General features: G+C 27.4%; 21 protein-coding genes. 5 read left to right on the top strand and 16 right to left on the bottom strand.

The features are described from left to right. Positions 1-3: 3 nt before the first annotated feature. The 9 genes from G6R40_RS13930 to G6R40_RS13890 all read right to left on the bottom strand — a co-directional run bounded on the left by G6R40_RS13930 (position 4) and on the right by G6R40_RS13890 (position 8,463). The gene (locus G6R40_RS13930; RefSeq protein ID WP_165136835.1) at positions 4-270 is read right to left on the bottom strand and encodes a hypothetical protein; all 267 of its coding nucleotides are present in this window, start codon (positions 268-270) and stop codon (positions 4-6) included. Positions 271-449: 179 nt separating this feature from the next. After that, complete coding sequence (locus G6R40_RS13925) at positions 450-2,309, bottom strand: ATP-dependent nuclease (protein WP_165136832.1); 1,860 nt, start codon at positions 2,307-2,309, stop codon at positions 450-452. A gap of 85 nt (positions 2,310-2,394) precedes the next feature. Continuing rightward, a complete protein-coding gene (locus tag G6R40_RS15065) occupies positions 2,395-3,414 on the bottom strand; it encodes a hypothetical protein (protein WP_185670491.1) in 1,020 nt (339 codons plus the stop codon). Further along, positions 3,414-4,292 (bottom strand): hypothetical protein, encoded by an 879-nt coding sequence (locus G6R40_RS13915; RefSeq protein ID WP_165136829.1) that lies wholly within the window; start codon positions 4,290-4,292, stop codon positions 3,414-3,416. Before G6R40_RS13915 ends, G6R40_RS15065 begins: the two co-directional genes overlap by 1 nt. Positions 4,293-4,602: 310 nt before the next feature. Next, positions 4,603-5,760, bottom strand: a complete 1,158-nt coding sequence (locus G6R40_RS13910) for a site-specific integrase (protein WP_165136826.1) — start codon at positions 5,758-5,760, stop codon at positions 4,603-4,605. 614 nt (positions 5,761-6,374) lie between these two features. Next, positions 6,375-6,824: a RadC family protein gene (locus tag G6R40_RS13905; RefSeq protein ID WP_165136823.1), complete on the bottom strand. Its 450-nt coding sequence runs from the start codon at positions 6,822-6,824 to the stop codon at positions 6,375-6,377. Between the two features lie 6 nt (positions 6,825-6,830). Continuing rightward, positions 6,831-7,202, bottom strand: coding sequence for a hypothetical protein (locus G6R40_RS13900; protein ID WP_165136820.1), 372 nt, complete (start codon positions 7,200-7,202; stop codon positions 6,831-6,833). Positions 7,203-7,242: 40 nt separating this feature from the next. Beyond that, entirely contained in the window at positions 7,243-7,878 is a 636-nt protein-coding gene (locus G6R40_RS13895; protein ID WP_165136817.1) for a hypothetical protein, read from the bottom strand. A 6-nt stretch (positions 7,879-7,884) separates the two neighbouring features. Next, positions 7,885-8,463 (bottom strand): hypothetical protein, encoded by a 579-nt coding sequence (locus G6R40_RS13890; protein WP_165136814.1) that lies wholly within the window; start codon positions 8,461-8,463, stop codon positions 7,885-7,887. A gap of 96 nt (positions 8,464-8,559) precedes the next feature. On the opposite strand from G6R40_RS13890, the gene G6R40_RS13885 reads away from it, so the two are divergent. Further along, positions 8,560-8,793, top strand: a complete 234-nt coding sequence (locus tag G6R40_RS13885; RefSeq protein ID WP_165136812.1) for a helix-turn-helix domain-containing protein — start codon at positions 8,560-8,562, stop codon at positions 8,791-8,793. 295 nt (positions 8,794-9,088) lie between these two features. Here the strand turns inward: G6R40_RS13885 and G6R40_RS13880 are convergent, their stop codons facing one another. Next, positions 9,089-9,448 (bottom strand): hypothetical protein, encoded by a 360-nt coding sequence (locus G6R40_RS13880; RefSeq protein ID WP_185670490.1) that lies wholly within the window; start codon positions 9,446-9,448, stop codon positions 9,089-9,091. Positions 9,449-9,738: 290 nt separating this feature from the next. On the opposite strand from G6R40_RS13880, the gene G6R40_RS13875 reads away from it, so the two are divergent. Genes G6R40_RS13875 through G6R40_RS13860 form a run of 4 tightly spaced genes read left to right on the top strand, consistent with a single transcriptional unit; the run spans position 9,739 to position 15,903 of the window. Then, positions 9,739-11,193 carry a toll/interleukin-1 receptor domain-containing protein gene (locus tag G6R40_RS13875; RefSeq protein ID WP_165136809.1) on the top strand — a complete coding sequence of 485 codons (1,455 nt, stop codon included), beginning with the start codon at positions 9,739-9,741 and terminating at the stop codon, positions 11,191-11,193. Positions 11,194-11,198: 5 nt separating this feature from the next. Then, positions 11,199-12,629, top strand: coding sequence for a hypothetical protein (locus tag G6R40_RS13870; RefSeq protein WP_165136806.1), 1,431 nt, complete (start codon positions 11,199-11,201; stop codon positions 12,627-12,629). A gap of 60 nt (positions 12,630-12,689) precedes the next feature. Beyond that, positions 12,690-14,768 carry an AAA family ATPase gene (locus G6R40_RS13865; RefSeq protein ID WP_165136803.1) on the top strand — a complete coding sequence of 693 codons (2,079 nt, stop codon included), beginning with the start codon at positions 12,690-12,692 and terminating at the stop codon, positions 14,766-14,768. Beyond that, positions 14,740-15,903 (top strand): HNH endonuclease, encoded by a 1,164-nt coding sequence (locus G6R40_RS13860; RefSeq protein WP_165136800.1) that lies wholly within the window; start codon positions 14,740-14,742, stop codon positions 15,901-15,903. Before G6R40_RS13865 ends, G6R40_RS13860 begins: the two co-directional genes overlap by 29 nt. 43 nt (positions 15,904-15,946) lie before the next feature. Here G6R40_RS13860 and G6R40_RS13855 read toward each other — a convergent pair whose 3' ends face one another. From G6R40_RS13855 to G6R40_RS13830, 6 genes are all read right to left on the bottom strand, one after another. After that, positions 15,947-17,026, bottom strand: a complete 1,080-nt coding sequence (locus tag G6R40_RS13855) for a DUF3871 family protein (protein ID WP_165136797.1) — start codon at positions 17,024-17,026, stop codon at positions 15,947-15,949. Continuing rightward, a complete protein-coding gene (locus G6R40_RS13850) occupies positions 17,010-17,918 on the bottom strand; it encodes an AAA family ATPase (RefSeq protein WP_165136794.1) in 909 nt (302 codons plus the stop codon). Before G6R40_RS13850 ends, G6R40_RS13855 begins: the two co-directional genes overlap by 17 nt. A 91-nt stretch (positions 17,919-18,009) precedes the next feature. Beyond that, positions 18,010-19,212, bottom strand: a complete 1,203-nt coding sequence (locus G6R40_RS13845; protein ID WP_165136791.1) for a site-specific integrase — start codon at positions 19,210-19,212, stop codon at positions 18,010-18,012. A 90-nt stretch (positions 19,213-19,302) separates the two neighbouring features. Then, entirely contained in the window at positions 19,303-20,577 is a 1,275-nt protein-coding gene (locus tag G6R40_RS13840; protein ID WP_165136788.1) for a DUF3987 domain-containing protein, read from the bottom strand. Beyond that, positions 20,574-20,837 carry a helix-turn-helix domain-containing protein gene (locus tag G6R40_RS13835; RefSeq protein ID WP_165136785.1) on the bottom strand — a complete coding sequence of 88 codons (264 nt, stop codon included), beginning with the start codon at positions 20,835-20,837 and terminating at the stop codon, positions 20,574-20,576. The genes G6R40_RS13840 and G6R40_RS13835 overlap by 4 nt, the downstream gene beginning before the upstream one ends. 152 nt (positions 20,838-20,989) lie before the next feature. Continuing rightward, a complete protein-coding gene (locus G6R40_RS13830; protein WP_165136782.1) occupies positions 20,990-21,862 on the bottom strand; it encodes a hypothetical protein in 873 nt (290 codons plus the stop codon). Positions 21,863-21,873: the final 11 nt, after the last annotated feature.

Raw genomic sequence — 21,873 nt, 5'->3', positions numbered from 1 at the left:
TGGTTATTGGTTTAAATATTTTTCAAATTCTTTTCTATTTACAATAATTTTCCCATTCATTTTGGGTTGTAAAACCTTCATTCCAGCTTCTCGGTATCTGTCAAAAGTCTTTCGGCTAAGAGAATATTGCTCGCATATTTCTTTTACCGTTAGATTTTCTTTAAAATTATTCATTTCAGCAATAATTCTTTCTAACTCACTCACTCTTTTTTTTAACTTTTGATTATTCTTAATTACGAATTCAACCAATCTTTTTTCAGTCTTGTTCATTTACAATAAATTTTAAATTACTTTACCCAATAAACACTATCAAATGCCTGAAATCAAGTTTCCAAGAAATTAAAATTTATCCAAAAATCGTAAATGATTAATAATCAATATTAAAAATTTACAATAAAAAAAGGCAGTTAAAAAAACCACCTAATAATATATTCCTCAGAAAAGGAATTTTATTTTTTTGTAATGAAACTATAAATTTCAATCGTTAATTTTTCAATTCCCTTACTTTTCTTTAATACATCCCAAGAAAAATCTTTTCCTGCAACAATTTCACTAAGCCATCTTTTATTCGTAAGAGTTCCAAATTTATCATTGGGTAGCTTTTTATATTCCGATTCATTGAGAATAAATTTATTAGAAATCTTTCCTAATTCATTCCTAACATCATTTAAAAATTCTCCTATATATTTTTTCTTGTAATTCTTACGCTCAAACTTTTTTAATACTTCTTCAATCTTATTCTCAATTTCTTCCCGATGTTCTGAAACAAGGTTTTTATTACAGAATTTTATTAATATTGTTTTCCAAACATCAAGAGGTAGTAAGTTTTCAATCTCTCTGTAATCCTCAATCACAAGGGGAGTAAAATTATTTGATTTAGCTTCCTTTAGATTTTTCAGTCTAATTTTCTTTTTTGACATTGAAATATCATTTTCAGCATTATCACTATCAGCGATTAAAAAAATCCGATTAGATAATGCCATTGCTTTTATATCAGAAATTATTTCTTTTTGAGTTTCAGAATTAATATTTTCATCAAAGAAATAATGCTCTAAATTAGTTCCAGCATATTCGAAAAAAGCAAAATCAATATCCTCTTTGGGAAATTTCTTTCCAAGACTTTTACAATAAGATTGCAAAAATGCCTTAATATAAATTCTATCTGAAATACCTTCCACCCAAATACTACAATTAGCCATAAATACAGATGAATTATTTACACCAATATTTTTTAAAATTTCATTATCACCAGTATTTACATTTTTAATTATTAGTTTTTTTTCTCCATCAGTTTCGACTTTTGAATAGAAAGAATAAATCGAGACATTATTTTTTTCGAGTGTTAAATCAAGAAAATGATTAGAGTGGGTAGAAATAAAATAAGTAAGGTTTTTCTTGACCAAGTCAGGATTAGAATTTATTTGCTCTAAGAACATTCTTTGCATCCCTGGGTGTAGGTTTATTTCAGGCTCATCAATGAAAACATAAGAATTATCCTCCGCCATAAATATCTTGTACATTAATATTATTAATGCTTGAATACCATCTCCTAAATCAAATAAATCACGAGAATCCTTTTCCCCCTCAATGTGAATACTAATAATTTCTTTCGTATTATTCCCATTTCTACTTTCATCTTTATCAAACTCAGCAATTATATCAATGGTTTTTCCCTCAAAAAAATTACGACTAATAAATCTTTCAAAATTTTCAAATTTTTTTCGAGTTTCACGTTTAGAATTTCTAGTATTTAAAATATCTTTATAAAGATGAATTCCAGTAAAAACATCAACAGATTCCGACAAAGAATAATTTTTTCTTAGAGTGTGAAGAAAAATATCATCTTCTATTTTTTCATATTTATAACTATTGTATTGCTCAGTTTTAGTTTCAAGATACAAGGAGTGAGCACTTCTCAAAGTAGGAATATAATAAACTTTAGGACGATCAACACTAATGAAAATATCATCAGGAAAATCTCCCCTAACGAAACTTCCACTCAGCCGTTGATCTTCAATATCATTTTTAATTTTATAGTGTTTCCTAGTCAGTATTTTAACTCCCTTGCGAAAAGGAGCATAATCTGCGAGTAAACTATTTATTTTGGAAAAGGCATATTCATTTAAGAAAGAATAATTATTTAGTTGCATTATTTTTCTCATAAACTTACTTTTACCACTATTATTTGTTCCTATAAGAATATTAATTTTATTGGTAAAAGGAAGATGCTCCAATGGGATTATTTCTTCATTTTCATTTAAATAGAACCCCGCAATAGGCTCTAAGAGTAAGGTTTTGTATCCTTTCATTAAATTAGCTTTTATAGTGCTAATTTACTTATAATATTTATTTTTTTCTCTTCATAATGCCTCCAGTAATTTTAATATCGAAGCCTTAAAACGTAATTTTATAAGTTCCTCTGGAAGTAACAGTAGATTCTTCGGCTTTCACATATTGCTTAACCCAAGCAACAGAGGTAGAAACTACACAAGCATCGCTAATTCCAGAAATTCTTCGAGCAGAAATTACATTTCCTAATTCATTAACAAAATAAGAAATATTTATAGTTCCGCTTACAGAACAATTATGGGAAGGTTGCTTTCCACCTCTTCCCATCGTGCCAGGAATAAAAGTAATTAATTTTCTATCAACACCAATTCGGCTATCTTCGTTTCCATCTCCTCCAAGCGGATCACCAATATTTCCTCTTCCTTTTAAGAGATTGCCAATGGAAGGTTTTTCTTTTTCAAGAATTTTTTTCGGTTCAGAGTTTTCTTTTTCATCATTCCGATAATATTTAATCTTTTCAGCTTTCATAAAACCTTCCAAATCTCTGAAAGAAATTTTATCCATGCCGTCGATATAAGAGGATATTAGACCATTTTCAACAGCTTCTTTATACAATTTTGAATTCTTCTCTATCTTTTTATCCTTATCATCAGTGTAAATTTCACTCACTCTTTCGAGTTTATCAGTTTTATCACTAAGTTCGTAGCCCAACGCATAATTAACAACTTTACTATTTTCTCCATAAAAAGCACTCACAAATTTTTCCGCTCCAATCAATCTTCCCTCATTATTAAAGTAATAGTCGTAGAAAATTGCAGAATCTCCACTCTGACTAATAGGCGTTTTACGGATATAGACCACTTTATCATCTTTTCTCAAAAAATCGTAAGCATAGTAAAATTCAAAATCAAACTCTGAGTAAATATCTTCGGTTTTAATTAGAAATATTTTCCCATTACTTTCATTTTTCACATAAGATTTAATTTTATCATAATCATTTTTGTAGGTATTCTCAACATACGTTTTTAAATTCTTTATCTCACTTCTATAATCCAAAGATTTATTTTGGGAAAAAGCGACAGTAAAGAATGAGAATAAGGTAATTAAAAGTATTTTTTTCATCATTATATTTTTATGGAATCTTCCGTAGGTTCGGATTTTAGTTTATTTTCAGAGGTTTCTTCTCTTTTTCTCAAAAGATTAGGGCTTTTCGATTCTTCCATTGTAGGCTTATTATTAAAATTAGGTTTGCTATAATCTTCATAGTTTGAAGTATCATCTATCCTTTCATATTTTCCGTTACCAATCTTTTCGTAAGGTTTAGAATAAGAATCGTTGTATTGAGAAGGTTTATTTTTATTAAAATCAATTAGCAAATCATCAGCTTTATATGTAATAAAAGTTTTTCCCAAGAATCCGTAAACTACAAAAAGTGTTTTATCGGAAGCTTCATCTACAATTTCTAATTTTTTCGCAATCCAAAAATCAGAATCTTTAAAATAAATTTCATATCCGCTACTCTTTAAAACATTATAGATTAAATTATCCGCTTTTTCTTCGGTTATTTCCTCTCCCAAAAAAACATTTTTAAAGAACTTAACGAACTGGGGTTGCGTTTCCAGAAATTTATTTATAATATCATTTTCCATTTGCACCTTAGAAGGTTTCGTATATGCCGATATACCAATAAAAGCAAGGATTATAACATAGATATAATTAAAAAGGTAACTTCTATTAGATTTTTTCTTCGGAGACAAATAATTGGTATTTCCATAGCTTTTTCTTTGTCCATCGGTTTTTACATCTTCTTCATTATTTTTCTGAATAGGATTAATATTTTCAAATGTCAAAGAAATATCACGCAGAATATCCATAGCAAGGTCGCTATTATAGTCGTCTCCAAAAGGTTTTTTCCTTCGGTTGTATTCTTCGTCAAACATTCGTTTTTGCTCGGAATCCAAGGCTTCAATTTTCTTCCTAACTAGTAAAGAGAAATCGTTCATATAATTATTTTTATGATTATTAATTTAAAAAACTCAATTATAAGCTTCGATTCTATATATTCTTTACGGAAATCCATAAACATAAAAAAAGCTCGAAGCGTTAATCTTTACTCGTAATCGAGGGAGTCGAAGCCCTGTAACACAAAGTAAAGCAACGCCCGAGCCCATGCCCGAGCATTTTGCTAAACTTTTTCCGTGTTACAAGAAATTTCGACTTTTCGATTACAGAAATAAGTTCGCTAAATGCGGTATTTTTATTTTATCTAAAGATTTTTTATTCTTATAGTTTAATATTTTATCAATTACAAAATTAAGGTTTTATTCCATATCTAAAATCTTTCATCGTATTTCGCAAAACATTTAGATTAGAATTAGTATAAATCATCGTATTAGAAATGTTAGTATGCCCTAAAAGCTTACTTACAATCGGAATAGGTACATTCTTTCTATTTATCAAATTAGAAGCAAATGTATGCCTCCCAACGTGGCAAGTAACCCTTTTATCAATCTCAGCCATTTCCGCTATTTTTTTCAGATTTCTATTCAGAACTTGGTTAGTAATTTGGGGAAATACTTTTTCTTCTTTCTTTTTATTAATGATATATCTACAAAGTAATCCTTTCGTTTGAGAATTAATAGGCAAAATTATTTCATCGCCAGTTTTTACCATTTCTATTTTCAAAATTCCATTCCCAAAATCAACATCAGCAACTCTAAGATTATTACAATCACTATATCTTAGACCTGTATAACACGAAAATAAAAACATATCTCTACTTACTGCATACTTTTTTCTTTCCTCAACAGTAAATCTTAAATCTCTAATTTTCAAAACTTCGGATTCTTCAAGGAAAACTTCGTTTTGTTTTACTCCTTTAAATTTAAACAATAAATAAGGAGATTTTTCCAATTTATCAAGCTTCAACGCTTCATTAATTATAGATTTTAAACATTTATGATGATTATACAATCCTCCGTCCCCAATACTTTTACTTCTCAAAAAAGTATCGAATTTTACAATAAAATTATAATTAATATCAGAGGAGAAAATTCGGGTTTTAAATTCTTTTAATCGGTTTCTCAGCAATGTATATTTATACTCCGTATCTTCTTTTAGTTTTTTAGAAATTACAATATCATCATATACCTGAAAGAAATCGTTATCATCTTTTCCTTTCAAATAACTATCAATTAATTCAAAGGTTACAGAAATACCTCCACTTTCTTTCAGGGAACAAAAAGTTACCAAATCGGATTTAGCTTTATCCAATTTATTATTCAGAATTTTAAATCCTTTTCCTAAAGCTTTAGAATTTTTAGAATCCCAATATTTCGGATTAATTCTTTCTTTCAAATCAATCTTCTTTTGTTTAGAATCAATAATTACTCTTAAGATTAAAGGACAATCTCCATTTTGTAGAACTTTATCAGTTCTCAATGCTACTTTAATAGAATACGCATTTTTCATAATAAAAAATTTTAATGTTATTAATTACGAGTTATACCCCAATATAATCTCAAAAGAATTTTTTAGGTAGAAAAAAGAAGCGAAGTTAGAAATAAATTTTCAATTATAAAAATTAAATCATTGACAATCAGTTTATTAAATTAATTTTATTTTTTACAGTCAAATTTTACAACCTTATAATATGTACCTCAATTTAAGAATCATCATTTTTATAATAATATTACCAAAAAACAAAAGGGGGAAAGTATAGGGGAAACTTTTTGAGAGAAAAAAGACTATAAAAGTCTTCAAAATAAAGTTCTAAAAACGAAAAAACTCCCATAAACAGGGAGTTTTTAGATTTACGAAAAATTTTCATTCTTCGATTTCGTGGTCCCACCTGGGCTCGAACCAGGGACCACCTGATTATGAGACGATTAAATATAATTTTCAATCTTTTGCAATTATTTGTATTCATCTATTTTTCAATAATTTACTAATAAATTAAATCTTAAACCTTTTCATTTATTAGTATTTTTTTTCAATCACTAAATCGAATTGTTGCAGTAATGTTGCAGCCAAAATAATTACATGTAGAAATAATGTAAACTTGCAACATCTGCAATATTTGCAATCTACAATAATCCTTCATCAGCAAAACTCATGTAGTTTTCTTTTGTAATTATGATACTATCGAGCAAAGCAATATCCATAAGCTTACAGCTTTCTTTTAGTTTCTTGACTATATTCAAATCTGCGGAACTTGGTTTGAGGTTTCCACCTGGATGATTATGGACTAATATAATACCTGTTGCCAAACATTTTAATGCTACTGATAATACAAGTCTAATATCTACTAAACTACTTGTAATACCACCTTTGGATAAATTATAGAATCCTAATACACAGCTTGAATTATTAAGTAAAATTACCTTTACTTCTTCCTGCATTTCTATGGTATTTTCATTCCAAAATTGTCTAATTATTTTTACAGCGTCATTGCTTGTGGTAACCTTTGAATTACCTATTTTATTGGATTTGTATGATACCAGAATTTCTGATACTCCTGATATAGTATTTTTCATATTAAATTAGTTTTGTTTTTGTAATATTTTATTCTGATACATCAACACAGTGAATTTCTTGTCTTTCCTTAAAATAAGCATCATATATTCTGGTAACTCAATTTCATTCAGTTCCTCTAATTTTAATTTTAAAAACTCAATTAAATCTCCTTTAAATAAAAATTCAACTCTCATTAAAACATCTGCATTGAAGTACAGTAAAATATGCTTTACCTTTAACTCTAAAATTGCATTTATTTCTCCAAAATATTCATAGGGTTCTAATGCCAATTCATTCTCAATAAATTCATAAGGAGGTATAGATATTATGTCAAATTCATAATCTGCAAATTCAGTATCAAGTTTAAAAAGTAAGTAATCATAAATATCGTTTTTCATTAGTGTAAGGGTATAAAAAAACCACCATTTAAGGTGGCTATTATTCAATTTTTTGAATGGGAATCATAGGCAAAACTATCTTGCTCATTTCCTCATCTATTTCTTTCAGTTTTTCTGGATATACTTTCTTCTCATAAAGTAGCATTTTAAATACATCTTCAAATTCAATTAAGTTCTGGTAATATTTTCTATCAATGCAAACTCCAAATTCTCCTATTGGTGAGTTCCCAAAATGAGGGTGTACTATCTCATCTTCATCAACTGAATAATCCAAATGGTCATAGTAGAAAATAACCAACTTATTGTAACCTATATCAAAGTATTTTATCAACCAATCTTTTAATTGAAATGTACCATTACAAGAATTATATTCTTCAAGTGCTATTTTACAAACTGCATCTAATTCTTGTACTTTAACTCCATATTCAACACCTTCATAAAAATCTGTAAAATACCTATATTTCTTTGTACAATAATCTGGTTTTTGAAAGCAATCATAAGGTAATCCTTCATTTTTCCATTCTTGGAATTGTTCACAAATAGTTTCTGAACAAGTCTTGGTTTCTTTGTATAAATCATTGTATTCATACAACCAATAAGCAACCTTTTGCAATGTAAAAGGATTGTCATTGAGTTGTTTTAAATGGTTGAGCGAGTTAGATATAATTGTTTCCATTAAGAATTAAGATTGTAATAAAAATTTCATCAAACCTTTTTTTGATTCTTGGATTAGATATAAGATGAAAATTTGTATTTCTTTTCCTGAAACATTGTCAAATGTTATTGTTGATTCAAGTTTATTACTTAGTTGTTGTTGTAAATCAGAAATGATATAAGGCTCTTTAAGTTCTATTTGATTGAATTTATAGTTGGGAAGATTTGAGGTTTCTTTTGAAATTTCAAGAATCCTGTAGGCAATGGATTCAATATCATCCAAATTTGACACAATATAATGCCTTATTGTTTCATCAAATTCACCACGTGCATGCATTTTCCTAATTTCTGATTTTATTTCATCATGAGAAATACTTTTCAAAATAATTTTATTTAGTTCTGGTGAATTAATTAATGATTTCGGAATTCCATTTAGAAGATGTCCAAAATCATTCACTATTTCATTAAATTTTACATGGTCTAATTCAGGTGATTTATGTTCTTTAAAATTTTTACTTTCAACACCTTTTCTATTAGGTTTTCTTATATAATAAAATAAAGCAACGATTATGAGCAAAGATAAAATTATAAGCAAAGTTGTGTTCATATAATTAGTTTTTTAAGTTTTCAAATATAGTAAATGTATCATTTATGATAACCATTTGATTATCATTTATGACCACTTTTGGCTATTAATATAAAAGTGGAGAAAAAAGACTACCAAATTGCAATTGGAAAGCGTATAAAACAACTTAGAGAAAAGAAGAACATCTCTCAAGTTGAATTAGCAGCTTTATGCAATTTTGAAAAATCTAATATGTCCAGATTAGAAGCAGGAAATACCAATCCTACAGCTTACACATTATATATTATTGCTCAAAAGTTAGAGGTTGAAGTCTATGAAATACTTACCTTTAATAGTAACAGCCTAACTTAGAATTTGGCTATTAATACTAATCTAAATAAATTCTCAATTACAGAGAAAGTTTAAATATCCAATAGTTATACCCTATTTCAGACTTACTATTTTTACTGGTATTCTAAAATTTTTCCGAACATCTTGTAAGCTACCAGTAAAGAAATAAAGTGAATTTCAAAGAACTATTAGAAAAATGCACAGATTTCTTTTTGTATATATAAATAAAAGGAAAAATTGTGCAAAAAAAATCCAAATCATACTGTAATCTATACAAGACTTGACAGTACAATTTGGATATTTTGCTTTAGTTTTTTCAGTTACCAGTAACAAGATTATTCTTTACTGGTAATTGTTGATGTACATTAATATCTTCTTGCTCATGAGGGGAATATATAAATCTGTGATTAAGTACTATTATTTCTCCTGTGTCTTTTACAGTGTACTCATATGGCTCACATTCTTGCTTTATAATTGCACCATTCATCTGAGCACCTATCAATGCTTGACAAGTTAGTTCATCAAATGTTGATGTGATTGATGCTTTTTTAGATGTTGCATAGAATTGATTTGTAGTTTGGCTCATAACCATTTCAATTCCTCCTTGAACTTCCAAAACAAAGAAGTTTGTTCCATCTTCTTTTTCTCTTTTTTTGTAGTTGATAATTGTTACCATTGTTTTTGATTTTTGAGTTAGAAATAACACCACAAGAATTGAAATAAAACAGCACAAACAAACCCAGCTTTCAACTTGAATTTATAATTGCTCCTGTAAAATTTTTGTTTTCTAATAAGTGGTGGGAGGTGCTTTGCTCCTGAGAATGAGTTGGGGTTGTATGGTGGGGGGACTTTGTAGGTGAATAATTTTTTTTGGAAAATTTTTTATAGATTTTTTTTCAGTAATTTCGAGAAAATCTATTCTCATAATGGTTTTTTTATATTATAACTTTAAAACGAAAATACTTAATGGAAACTAAGAAAATATTCATTTCATACAGTTGGGGAATACAAGAGCATCAAGAAAAAGTAAGAGAACTTGGCACAAGATTAATGAGTGATGGGATTGATGTAATTTTAGACCAATGGAGTCTAAAAGATGGACATGATTTGAACTTTTTCATGGAATCAATTGTTAATGATAGTACAATAAATAAGGTCTTAATTATTTCTGATAAAAATTATTCATTAAAAGCAGACGGCAGAAAAGGAGGTGTTGGAACTGAAGCACAGATACTGACACCTGAAGTTTATGGAAACACTCAACAAGAGAAATTTATTCCAATTGTGTTTGAAAGAGATGAAGAAAACAAACCATATTTCCCAACTTTTTTAAAAACAAGAAAATATATTGATTTGTCCAATGAGGAATATTATGAAGAAGAATATGAAAACTTAGTAAGAAATATTTTAGATGCTCCTCAAATTCGTAAGCCAAAACTTGGTAATATACCAAGCTATATTACTGATGAAAAACAGCACGATAGTAAAACTTACTTTCATTTAAAGGGTTTAGATAATCAACTTAATAAAAATCCATTAAAAGTTAATTCATTAACAAAAAGTTTTTTGGATGATTTTCTGGAGAATCTTTGGAATTTTCAAATGATAAATACTCCACAAACAATTGGGGAGTTTGGAGAAATGCTAATTGATAACTTATCATCTTACAGAGAAATGAGAGAAGATTATATATACTTTCTCTTGAAAGTTAGTAAAGAAGAATTTAACCTTGACGTCGATATATTAATTGCTTTTTTTGAAAAAGTTTCATCATATAAGAAACCAAGAGATTTTGGAACTAATATTAGAGCTTATTATGAAGCAGATTTTGAAAATTTCAATATAATTTTTCATGAACTTTTTCTGTATACAATTGCTATTATTTACAAAAATGGCAATTATAATTTGATTTCAGATTTATTAAATTCTGGATATTATTTTAATGAAGTCACTGGAAAAAAACAAGGACTTGAAAAATTCTATCATCTTTATTCATATAATCAGAACTTGGAAAATTATTACAAACAATTAGAAAATAAAATTACTGGTTTTGGACATTATATCATTACAAATCTAAATAGTAATTTCAGTAAAATGGAAATTATTTTTGCTGACTTACTTTGTCATTATATTTCTGATTTACAATCAAAAAATTATAAAAAATGGTTTCCAACAACATATTTGTATAAGGATGAATACAAAGATTTTGATTTTTTTATAAAACTAAATTCAAAAAGATTTTTTGAAAAGGTTAAACAAATTTTTGATGTAGAAGATATTGAAAGTTTCAAATCCTTAATTTCAAATTATGAAGAACTTGTTGAAAAAGAAAATAAAAAGAGAACTACCTATGGGCATTGGCATACAATTCCATTCATTCATGAACTCATTAAAATTGATAACATCGCAACTGAAAGATAGTATTTATGAAACTCTACATTGATTGGAATGTTCTAAATGGAATTAAAAATGGAAGGTTTCAAGAATTCAAAGAAATAATTAGACAATCTGAAAAGTTTGTCATTGTCTACTCGACATCTCATATTTCTGATATAGCTTCAAGTTATTCAGATGAAAAGGAAAATCCAAACATTCAATCAGATTTAGAATTTCTTGCTGAAATAACAGACTGCATGTGTGTTTTTAATAATGGAAAAGATATAGTTTTACAACAAAATGAGCCTTTTCACATATTTGAGAATGAAATTGAAAGCAAAAACTTAACTGATGATTTTTCTTTCAATAATATCTTCAATATTTTAGATGAGGATAATGAAAATACTGAGTTGGTTGCACCACTGAAAGCAATGTTGCAATCTCTTCCTGTTGACGGGTTGTTTAAAGATGCATTTGAAAATCCACAAAGTGCCGAAATAATGAATTCTATGTTTCCTGATCTACAAGACAATCCAACATTTGAAGGACTTTTTAATTCATTTGGAAAGATGTTGGAAAACCTTAATGAAAAAGAAGGATATAAAGACTTAAAAACTCCTTTTAAACATTTAAATATTAATCACGGTAAATTAACAAATCCTGATAACAATCCATTTGATGTCTTAAATGAAACTTACAAAAAATTAGGTATTGAGGAAAGTCCATTACAAAAAGATTATTTCGAGAAAGGCAAAAATGCACCAGTCTGGTTTGATGATATAACTTCAGCATATATTAGTTTAGATATGCATGGCTTTCATTCTGATGAAGTTAAGGTTACAGAAACAAAGAAAAAGACATTCAAAAATACAACCCAAGACTCTTTTCATACAGCATTTGCAACTACTTGTGATTTTTACATTACAAATGATAAAAAAAATTATCAAAAAGCAAAGGCTATTTTTAAAGAAAAAAATATTTCTACATATGTATTAAAGCCAGATGAGTTCATTAATTTTTATAAGGAAAATCTTGAAATAGTTGATTTTAAAACAAGTTGGGATAAATATACAGAAACTATGAAAAATGGAAATTTTTATGATATTTCTGATAAAGATAATTCAGATGATTTCTATAAAGTGCATTTTTCAAAATATTATTTTTTTGGATATTTTAACAAAATATTTATATTCAATTCAGATACAGATAGAAAATCTTTTAGTGCTTTATTTAGTAAAGAATTACCAACAAATTGTTTAGGTGTTTTTTTTAGTGAAATAAAAGGAATGGTTAAAATTATAGTTGATTATTTGGGAACTGATAGTAACGATAAAGGATATTTTGATGAATCTGAAATTGATGAAAATAATCATTGGAATGGTAGAATTTGGGATTTTGAAAAATTTCAATTTAGGTTGGTTCAAGATAAAAGATACTTTCAATTTTACTATGACTTTAATATAAATAACCTGAACAATTAAATACTTATACACTATAATAAAAAGTAGTGGAATAATTTTTAAACTAATATTTTTATAATCATGTCATTTAAATTACTTGCAATTCGCCCAACTGACGGATGTGGCTCAAAATTTTTAAAAAATCTTCAACCGAATAGAATTTATAAGTTTTATAATGAATATATATTTAGCTCAGATAATAAAAGGATAGATTCTTATGATAAAGACATAATCATTTATTCTGAAATAGATGAAATTGAAAATCCAAATTCAGCACTAAATGATTTTTTTGGGAAAAATATAAATGTATCAGCAATTGTTGGAAAAAATGGTAGTGGGAAAAGTACATTAATCAATTTAATAGTTTCATCACTTAATCAATTTGCATTGCAATTACAATATGATGATAAAATAAAAACCACTGCCAGTTTAAAAACAACTGGTGAGTTAGAAACTGAAAAGGTATTTTGTGAGTTATTTTACGAAATTGATTCTATTTTTTATGTTCTCCAAGTGAAAGATAGAGAGTGTATCATTAAAGTGGTTGGTGGAGATGAAAAACAGGATTTTGATAATTTTTTCTACACGAATGTTATTAACTACTCTATTTATGCATTTAATTCTTGGGAATTGGGAGATTGGATAGATGGACTTTTCCATAAAAATGATTCATACCAAATTCCGATTGTGATAAATCCTAAAAGAGAAAGTAAAGATGATGGTATGGCAGGAATCATTGACGTGAATAATGAAAATTATTTATTACAGCAAAGATTATTAGCTACAATCATTTTAAATCCAGATTATACAATAACCAATAATTTAAGAGTACATAACATAAAATTAATAACTAAAGATAATCGTTATTTCCATGCTTTTGTTCCAGGGGATAGCGGTAATTTAATAAAATTTTACGATAACGATAAAATTGAAGCATCTTATTCAGAAATATTAAAAGAAAATTATGGTTTTACTTTTTCAGTTAATAATACAACTACACCACCTTTTCTATACAGCAATTTATATGAACTTTTAAACGAATTTAAAAATCACTTCAAAATTTCCGATATAGAAATCCCTTTTTTACAAAGTAGATTAGATTTATATATACTTTATAAGATAACAAGTATTTGCGATAAATATATTCTATATAAAGATTTTATCGATGAGGGGGAAAAATATGGCGATATAAAAAGCTATAATATTTTATTCAATAATTTTTTAGAAAAATTCTCTGGTAGTAAAAGCCATATTGTAGTAAAATTAAAACAAGTTGTTAATTTCATAAAAAACTATGATACTATATGGCGATATTTGATTGAGGAAGCCGACGAAAATTTAGTTCCTATTTTTGACCTATCTAATTTTCTATTAAAGAAAGTAGAAGATGATAATATTCCTTTGGTAGAATTACTTCCTCCCCCAATATTTCAAACTAAAATTATATCAGGACAAACCATTGACATTCTCGAAACTATTAGTTCAGGAGAGATGCAGCTTATAACATCTATCTCTTCAGTTTTATATCATCTCAGTAATCTTAACTCTGTTGAGGAAGAAAAAGATGTGTTGGTAAAATACAACTATGCAAATATTATCTTAGATGAAATTGAATTATATTTTCATCCAGAATACCAGAGGACTTACATCCATCGTTTATTAAAAGATTTAAAAAGCTTTAAGTTTCCAGAAATATATGGTATTAATATCCTTATAATATCCCATTCTCCGTTTATTCTTTCAGATATACCTAAACAAAATACTTTGTTTTTAGAAGTAGATAATAATTTTAGTGTATCTAAGGAGTACCCATCTGACAATACTTTTGGTGAAAATATACATGAGATTCTATCTAACGGCTTTTTCTTAGAAGAAACTATGGGAGCATTTGCAAAAAGTAAAATTCATGAGTTTTTAGACTTTGATGAATACACAAATGATGCAAAAAACAATTACCAATCAAAAAGAGATAATTTTGAAATACTTATTAATCTTATTGGTGAGAATGTTATAAAGCAAATTCTCAAAAATCACCTGTCAAGATTAGATGAGAAGTTTGAATATCCAGGTAATATTGAAACTCTTAATCAAGAAATTGAAAGATTACAAAACTTAAAAACACAATTAGAAAATGCACAAAATAAATTATCCAACCAATAGTTCAAAATTAGAAGATTTAAAAAAAGAATTTCAGAATTTTATTTTGAATAGTAGTAAAATTGATATTCTTAAAATTCAAATTTTTCTTAATTCTATTGGAGTAAGGTTTTCTTTCAAAGAACTAATCATTATGCCACTTGAAGATTTAATAAAATTAACTCCATTGTCAAGAACCAATATATTTTATGGATTATCGGATGAGCAAAAAAAAGCTAAGAAAGAAGAACTCAAATCGTATTTCAATTACTCAAAATTTCAACAAGATGAATTCTCAAAATTTTTCAACAATTATTCAACATCATTAGATCTTACTGGTTGTACCTACTGTGGAATTGATTTTATTAATGCATACATCCCATTAGATAATGATTACAGGGATTTTGAACATTTTATGAATGAATGTACTAAAGAAGATTTAATGAAAATTTATGGTATAGGAGACGTAACATCAGATGACATTATTAGTGACTATAAAGGGAAAATTTTAAAATATTCTGATATAAATACTGGTAATAGTAAATATATTAACAAGATCTTACATCAGCTTACAGATGTTTCAGGTATATTAAAATTTGATTTGTTCAAAAACGAAAAGAAAAATCATTTTACTTTAGATCATTTATTGCCACAGAGCGAATATCCATATTTGAGCCTGAGTTTATTCAATCTTGTACCAAGTTGTTACAGCTGTAATTCCAAGCTTAAAAATGACAAAAAAATTTATGTAGATTTAGACGAGTTATTATTTACCTCTCCAACAGGCTCAAAAACTATTAATGATATTATATTCAAAATTTATTTTAAGACAGGATTTGATAATAAAAATTTACCCAAAGAACTAAATGAGTATTCAATAAAAATTGAATCTCCTTATACAGAATATTTTAAAGTTTTTAATTTACAAGGTAGATATAATTTCCATAAAAATATATCTCATGAACTTATTTCTAAGAGACGGATATATTCAGATTCTCAAATTAAGGAAATTTTTAAATTATTTAATGATAAAGGAAAACCTATTTCCGAGAATGAAATTAAGACCCAAATATTTGGGTCTGATATTTTTACAGAAAATAGTAATAAACCATTTCAAAAGTATAAAAAAGATATTGCTAAACAATTGAAACTAATTTAATTCATTTAGTAAAACCGCCCCACATTTCTGTAAGGCAGTTCCTCTAACACAAAAACCAATGATAACCAGAATTATCATTGAGTGTTTTCTGAATACTTTGGGTAAACTCAAAAGCATTCAGATTTCTATCAAGGAAAGTATCAATATAGGATGATTTATTGGCTTGGGTAAACAAGTTGTAAACTGACCATAAATTGATATTTCCACTATTATCTTTACAGAAACTTTCATCCTCATAATAATCTTTAGCAATGATATTTAATTGTCCATCATTAAAGGTAAATTGAGGTATTTTTAATCTCTGTTTTTCTACTTTAGATACATGTTGGTATAATCTTGATTTACCCAAAAGTTGAGCAAACTGATGTTCTGTAAGATAGTTTTCACTTAATTGCTTCATTTCCTGCAAGTGCTTTTCAGTATTATACTCTTGTAAAATACCAGTAATCTTTGATTGTAGTTCTTGGTAAGAGGTAACCCTCATTTCTTCCACAAAACCATCAGAAGAAACACACAAGTTACAGCATACTTTATTCTGAAATCCAATGAAGAACTTGAACTTTTCAAACGTCTTCTTATTATATAAATTCTCTTGATTATAGGCTCTTACACCGCCAATTGTCAATGATAATTCATTACCAGTAATAACATCTGTAATTGTTGGGATTTTAATAATAAAAGCCATTCTCTCAAAATATTGAGTTCTTTCATGCTCTAATAAATCTTTAGCATTCTTATAAATAGCATCGGGAGTCCTACCTTTAATTTGATGAGAAACTCTTACTTCTGGCTCGCTATATATTTGATTAGGAAATACTTTAGTAATACAATTCTGTGTAATTTCTATAAACTCTTGATGAGCAATAGTTTTCTCATTATCTTTTGAGAATACAGGGATAATACAATCATTTCTTAAATGATTTAAAGTAACTTCTTGTGTATTGGCTTCGATAAAAGGTTTATCAACATATTTATTATTCTTTTGATAAAGTTCAGTATGTCCTGTTAATTGATTTTGATCTGAATCAAAACTATTAATATCACTTTTATTTGCTACTGGTTCTAAATTCAGTACAGGAGTTAATTGCAAATCTTGTATCTTTAAATCAATGATATTTTCCATTAGTTGAAAAGTTTTGAGGGTTAGACATTTTCATTAAAAAGGATTTTCTAGCTTCATAATCTTGCTTTAATTCCTCTTGATATTCAGGATATTGTTTGTAAATAGTCAAAAGTTCAGCAATATTGTTACTGGTACTTATTTTATTTAAAACATTCTCTTTTGGTAATTGTTCTGTACCAGTAAAAGAAGAAGTGTGATTAGGTTCTATTGCAGTACCTGAATTGCACCATTTCAAAATTAACTGACCTATTTCAGAGGTTATTAAAAATTCTGGTTTATTCATAAACAAGCCTGTTCTGTCTTTACTAGCTTTAGCAAGGTGATTTTCATTAACCAACTCAAAATTGATGGTTAACTCATATTCAAAACCATCTCTAGTAATTTCTTTTGTTCCATGCTTTACAACTTGAGTTTTACCATTTGAACCAACATCTAATGAATAATCTATTTTTCTTCTAGTTGTTGTTATTATATGGCTACTTGATTGAAGAATCTTATTAATGAAAGCTTGATGTCTAGGTGTTACATTTGCCCAGTCTTGAAATCTACCTCCCAATTTTTCATGTATTTCTAAACATCCACCAGTACCATTCCATTCATGGCTTACAGAATCTATGATAATAACTTCAATTCCAGATTTCTCACATAATTCTATAGCTTGAATATATCTTTCTGGACTGTAAGGAGCTTGCAGGTCTAGAACATTATAATTTCCTAGATCAGAATAGAGAGAAGCAGATGAGTTTTCTGTGTCTATCACAGCTATTTTACTCCAATCCTGTGTCATTCCATAGGCTAATAATAAGGCTGATTTAGTTTTACCAAATCCACTTGCTCCAGATAAACCTAATCTGAGCTTGACTTGTTGTCTTTGTGATTGTTTTAATTGCATAATATATTTTGTTTAGTGGTTAATATTTGAAATGAAGAAAGGTTAAGTAAATACTTAACCTTTCAAATATTTTCGAATATGAATTTTGAGTTTATATATTCTCTAAAGTTTTTACAGCATTGTCTAAAACATTATTATCAAATTCTTTCAAATAAGTCATTGTAACTTGAACATTGCTATGACCCATAAGTTCCGAAATAATATCTGTACTTATACCTTTATTTTTCATTATCGTTGCAAAACTATGCCTTGCAACATAAGAAGTTAGATGAGTTTCTATTTTAGCAATTTTCGAAATTTCTTTTAGCTTATAGTTGAATCTTGCCAGTACTTTATGCTTTCTGTTGGCAATCTGTAATGGAGTCATATCATTATTGAGTAAGATGGGAAACACATATTCTGATTGAACCCTATCTTTGTAATAATTAATAATATCATTAGCTCTATCATTCAATTCTACATTAAAATTTCCCTTTGTTTTTGATCGAGTATAAATTATTCTATTGTTTCTAATATCCGTTTTTTTTAACTTCATCATATCAACAAAATTCATCCCTCGAGTATAAAATGAAAACATAAAATAATGATAAGCTTCCAACAATTCAGGTCTACCAGATATATCAACATTTTTGAATTTTCTAAAATCTTCCAATGTTAGAGCTCTTTTCTTTGTTTTTGTTTTGAGTTTAGCAATTTTATACTCATCAAAAGGATAATCATCTTTTAGCATTATTTTCCTTTGGATTGCCTTTTTTATCAAAGCTCTTAATTCTCTCATTTTAAATGCAATTCCACCATCTTTATTACCACGAGACCTCATATAGACTTCAAATTTCTCCAAAAATTCTGGCGTTATATCGGTAAACTTTATTTTATTATTACAAAATTTTAATAGGGCTAACTTTGTTTCATTATATGCTCTTGCGTTACCAATCCTACCAGAAACCGTCATTTCATCAATTATTTCATCAAAAAAAGGAATAACTAATTTTTTATCTTTTTGAGTTCCTTTAAATTTTTCTTCAAACTCATCTAATGAAAAATCTATATCATCAAGCTGAAAATCTCGAATTATATTCTGTGCTTTGACTTTTCTTTTATCGAGTATTATATTTTCAGCCTTATAGTGAGGGTGAGACTTTAAAAATTTTTCATTCTCAAAATTTCCAGATAAACATTTTAAGCCAATATTTATCATTTTTCTTTTACGTGCTTTTATTATTTGAAGATAAACAGAATGCAAACCATTTGACATAGGTTTACCATCAAGCACTATCTTAATACTTGTATTCATTATTGAAAGTTTTAAAATTGTTAGATCAACTGCCCAATTTCTTGAGCAGTCAAAGAAGATTGCAGAAACTGCAATTTTTGCAGATTTACATTATAATTTTCTATAAAGTCCTTTAGATATCTTTTTGATGATTTTTTTCTTCTGCCATTGAGAAAGTTTATCATCAATAGTTCTATTTGGAATTAATAACAACTCTCCTTGTACAATAATTTCTTGTCTTGTAAACTGAGGGTTTAGACTATCCAATATTCCTTCATCCTGAGCTGAAAGAAAAGTTGTTTCCATTGTATCAAAAATTGTTTGAGAATGGCGTAAAATTGTTTGAGTAAGTTTCAATGAAATTAAAAAATCTCGATTACTACAGACAATATTACCTTTATTCAACAGGTTATTTCCATTTCTAATGATAGAAATAATCATTGCAATTCGAAATAATATTAATCCATGCCTATTGAGATTTGGTATAAAAGCATCTGTATGATTAGTAACAATGTCTTTCCAAATAAAATCCAATGTTTTATGAAATCTTTTTTGTTGATTTTCAGAAAATTCAAAAACAATTGGTTTTTCTAATTTTGAAAGTTTTCCATATAGTTCAAAAACATCATTAGCTACATCCTTAAAAATTAATTTGTTACCATTTGTTTTTGCCGCAAATACATTTTTAAATTCAGATAATTCATCAAACGAATAAATAATAAATCTGGAAAACAAACCATTTTCCCTACTTTTCAAAAATGGTTTTAATTGTCCTGGTGTACCACTTATTAAAACAGACATTTTAGGTTCTGATATTTCTTCGTATAAATTTTCTACTTTTCTAGCAATTGATAATGATTCATGATGAAAACACTTTCTCAAGACATCACTATAATTACTCCAATCATTGTTCATCATACTTGATAACGTATCTGCTTCAGATTCCATAACAAGTAATCCGTGTTTAGAGTTTCCTAAAAATGAATAAAGTTCTGATGTACTAATATTTGCGGGAACAATTTTCACCTGAATATTAGGACAAACTTCACTTTTATTTTCTTTTGTTTTCTTTTTAGAATTTTCACAAATCAATTTTTCTGCTCTACTATCTTCCAAAATCTTCTTATGAATGGGCTCTATCAAAGCTCGTGAATAATTCATAACCCCTTTTCCACTTGCTGGTGGCGCTACAATTAGAGTATATAAGTGAGGATAAATTGTATCCCCATCATAAATCCCTATAATATTTGGAACACAATTGCTTAGTACACCTAAACAAGACAGTAAAACAATATCTTTCTCTCTATCATCAAAGTTATCAGTTAGCATTTTTAATTCCTTAGGTAAGTTTCGATAAACTTCCTTATCAATTAATCTATTATTCATCTGTCTAAATTTTTGTTGATTAAAACTTTTTCTAATACTTCTACACTAATGTTCTCATTTTGAAGCATCCAATTATCCAAATCAGTTTTTTTGAAATACAATTTTCCACCGTTTGGTTTAAAGAATGTAATTTTTGAATCCGATGTTAATTTATAGAGTGAACTCTCTGATAAATCAAGATATTGAATAGCTTCTTGAAAACTTAAAATATCCTTTCCTACAAATGTTGGTAGGGTTGAATTTGATTTTTCTTTTGCCATAATTAAATTTTTTGAAGTCTTGGTACCATAAAAATTTAGACTTCGATTTTAGATGGCAAAGATTTTAAAAGAAGTAATGTAGAAGAAGATAATAATCTGTAGATATTATCAGATTTTGTAGAACTTATGTAGAAGTAAAAAAATAAGAATTATTACAGATGGCTAAGTATAGAATTAGGCAAAAATTTATCTTTAACAACTCTTGATTTTGTCCCAAATTGGCTTTCTATAGAAGAAATTTCACTGTTAGAAAAATTCAGAAATACAGCCTTTATAAAATCATAAAAATATTTTCTCTTTCTTTTTGTTGTATATAATTCATAATGAAGCACCCAAAAAGAAAATCTCAATTGATCATTACTTATCTTTGGGTTCAATTGTTTATCTATGTAAGGGACTTCTTCTTTCTCAACTAAATGTGTTATATACTTTAAGAGCTGTTGGTAATCCTCCTGATTTAATATTTTTTCTTTTTTCTCATTCTCTCTTTGCATATACTCAAATATTGAGAGTATAATATCTTCATTAGACTTAAGAATTTTTTCTTTTTCGTTAATAGGAGTGTAAACAACTCCAGATTCATTAAGCGTAAAATTTGAACCATTAGGTAAAGCTAAATTTTCATTTAGAAATTTCACCAAACCCCTTAAAGGTAATAGGAAATAAGAATATTTATTAAATATTTCAATATTATTATTTATTAGACTTTGGATTGTATTAAATTGATAGCGTAAAAAATTCTGATTTTTGTTAAGATCATTGCTAATATAATTTTCTAAAAGGAGTTTTTTGGATTTTTCAAACTCACGCCGTAATATTGGTATAAGAAGATCAGCAACAGGCATTGATTTTGTAATGTATTCTCCCCATTCATTTTGTTCGACATAACTTATTTCTATAGGTAAAGTTATATTATAAGATGGGGAATCAAAATAAAACAATTGCTTTTCTAACTCCTGATAGATATTTTGTTCATTGAGAATATATTCGAAAAATGCAACTGGGTTTTGTAAATTACTTTTCATTATCTCAAATT

The organism is Chryseobacterium sp. POL2, from assembly GCF_011058315.1.
In the GTDB taxonomy this organism is placed as follows: domain Bacteria; phylum Bacteroidota; class Bacteroidia; order Flavobacteriales; family Weeksellaceae; genus Soonwooa.
Note: the sequence above shows the minus strand (reverse complement) of the source record. Positions and strands in the feature narration are given on the sequence as shown.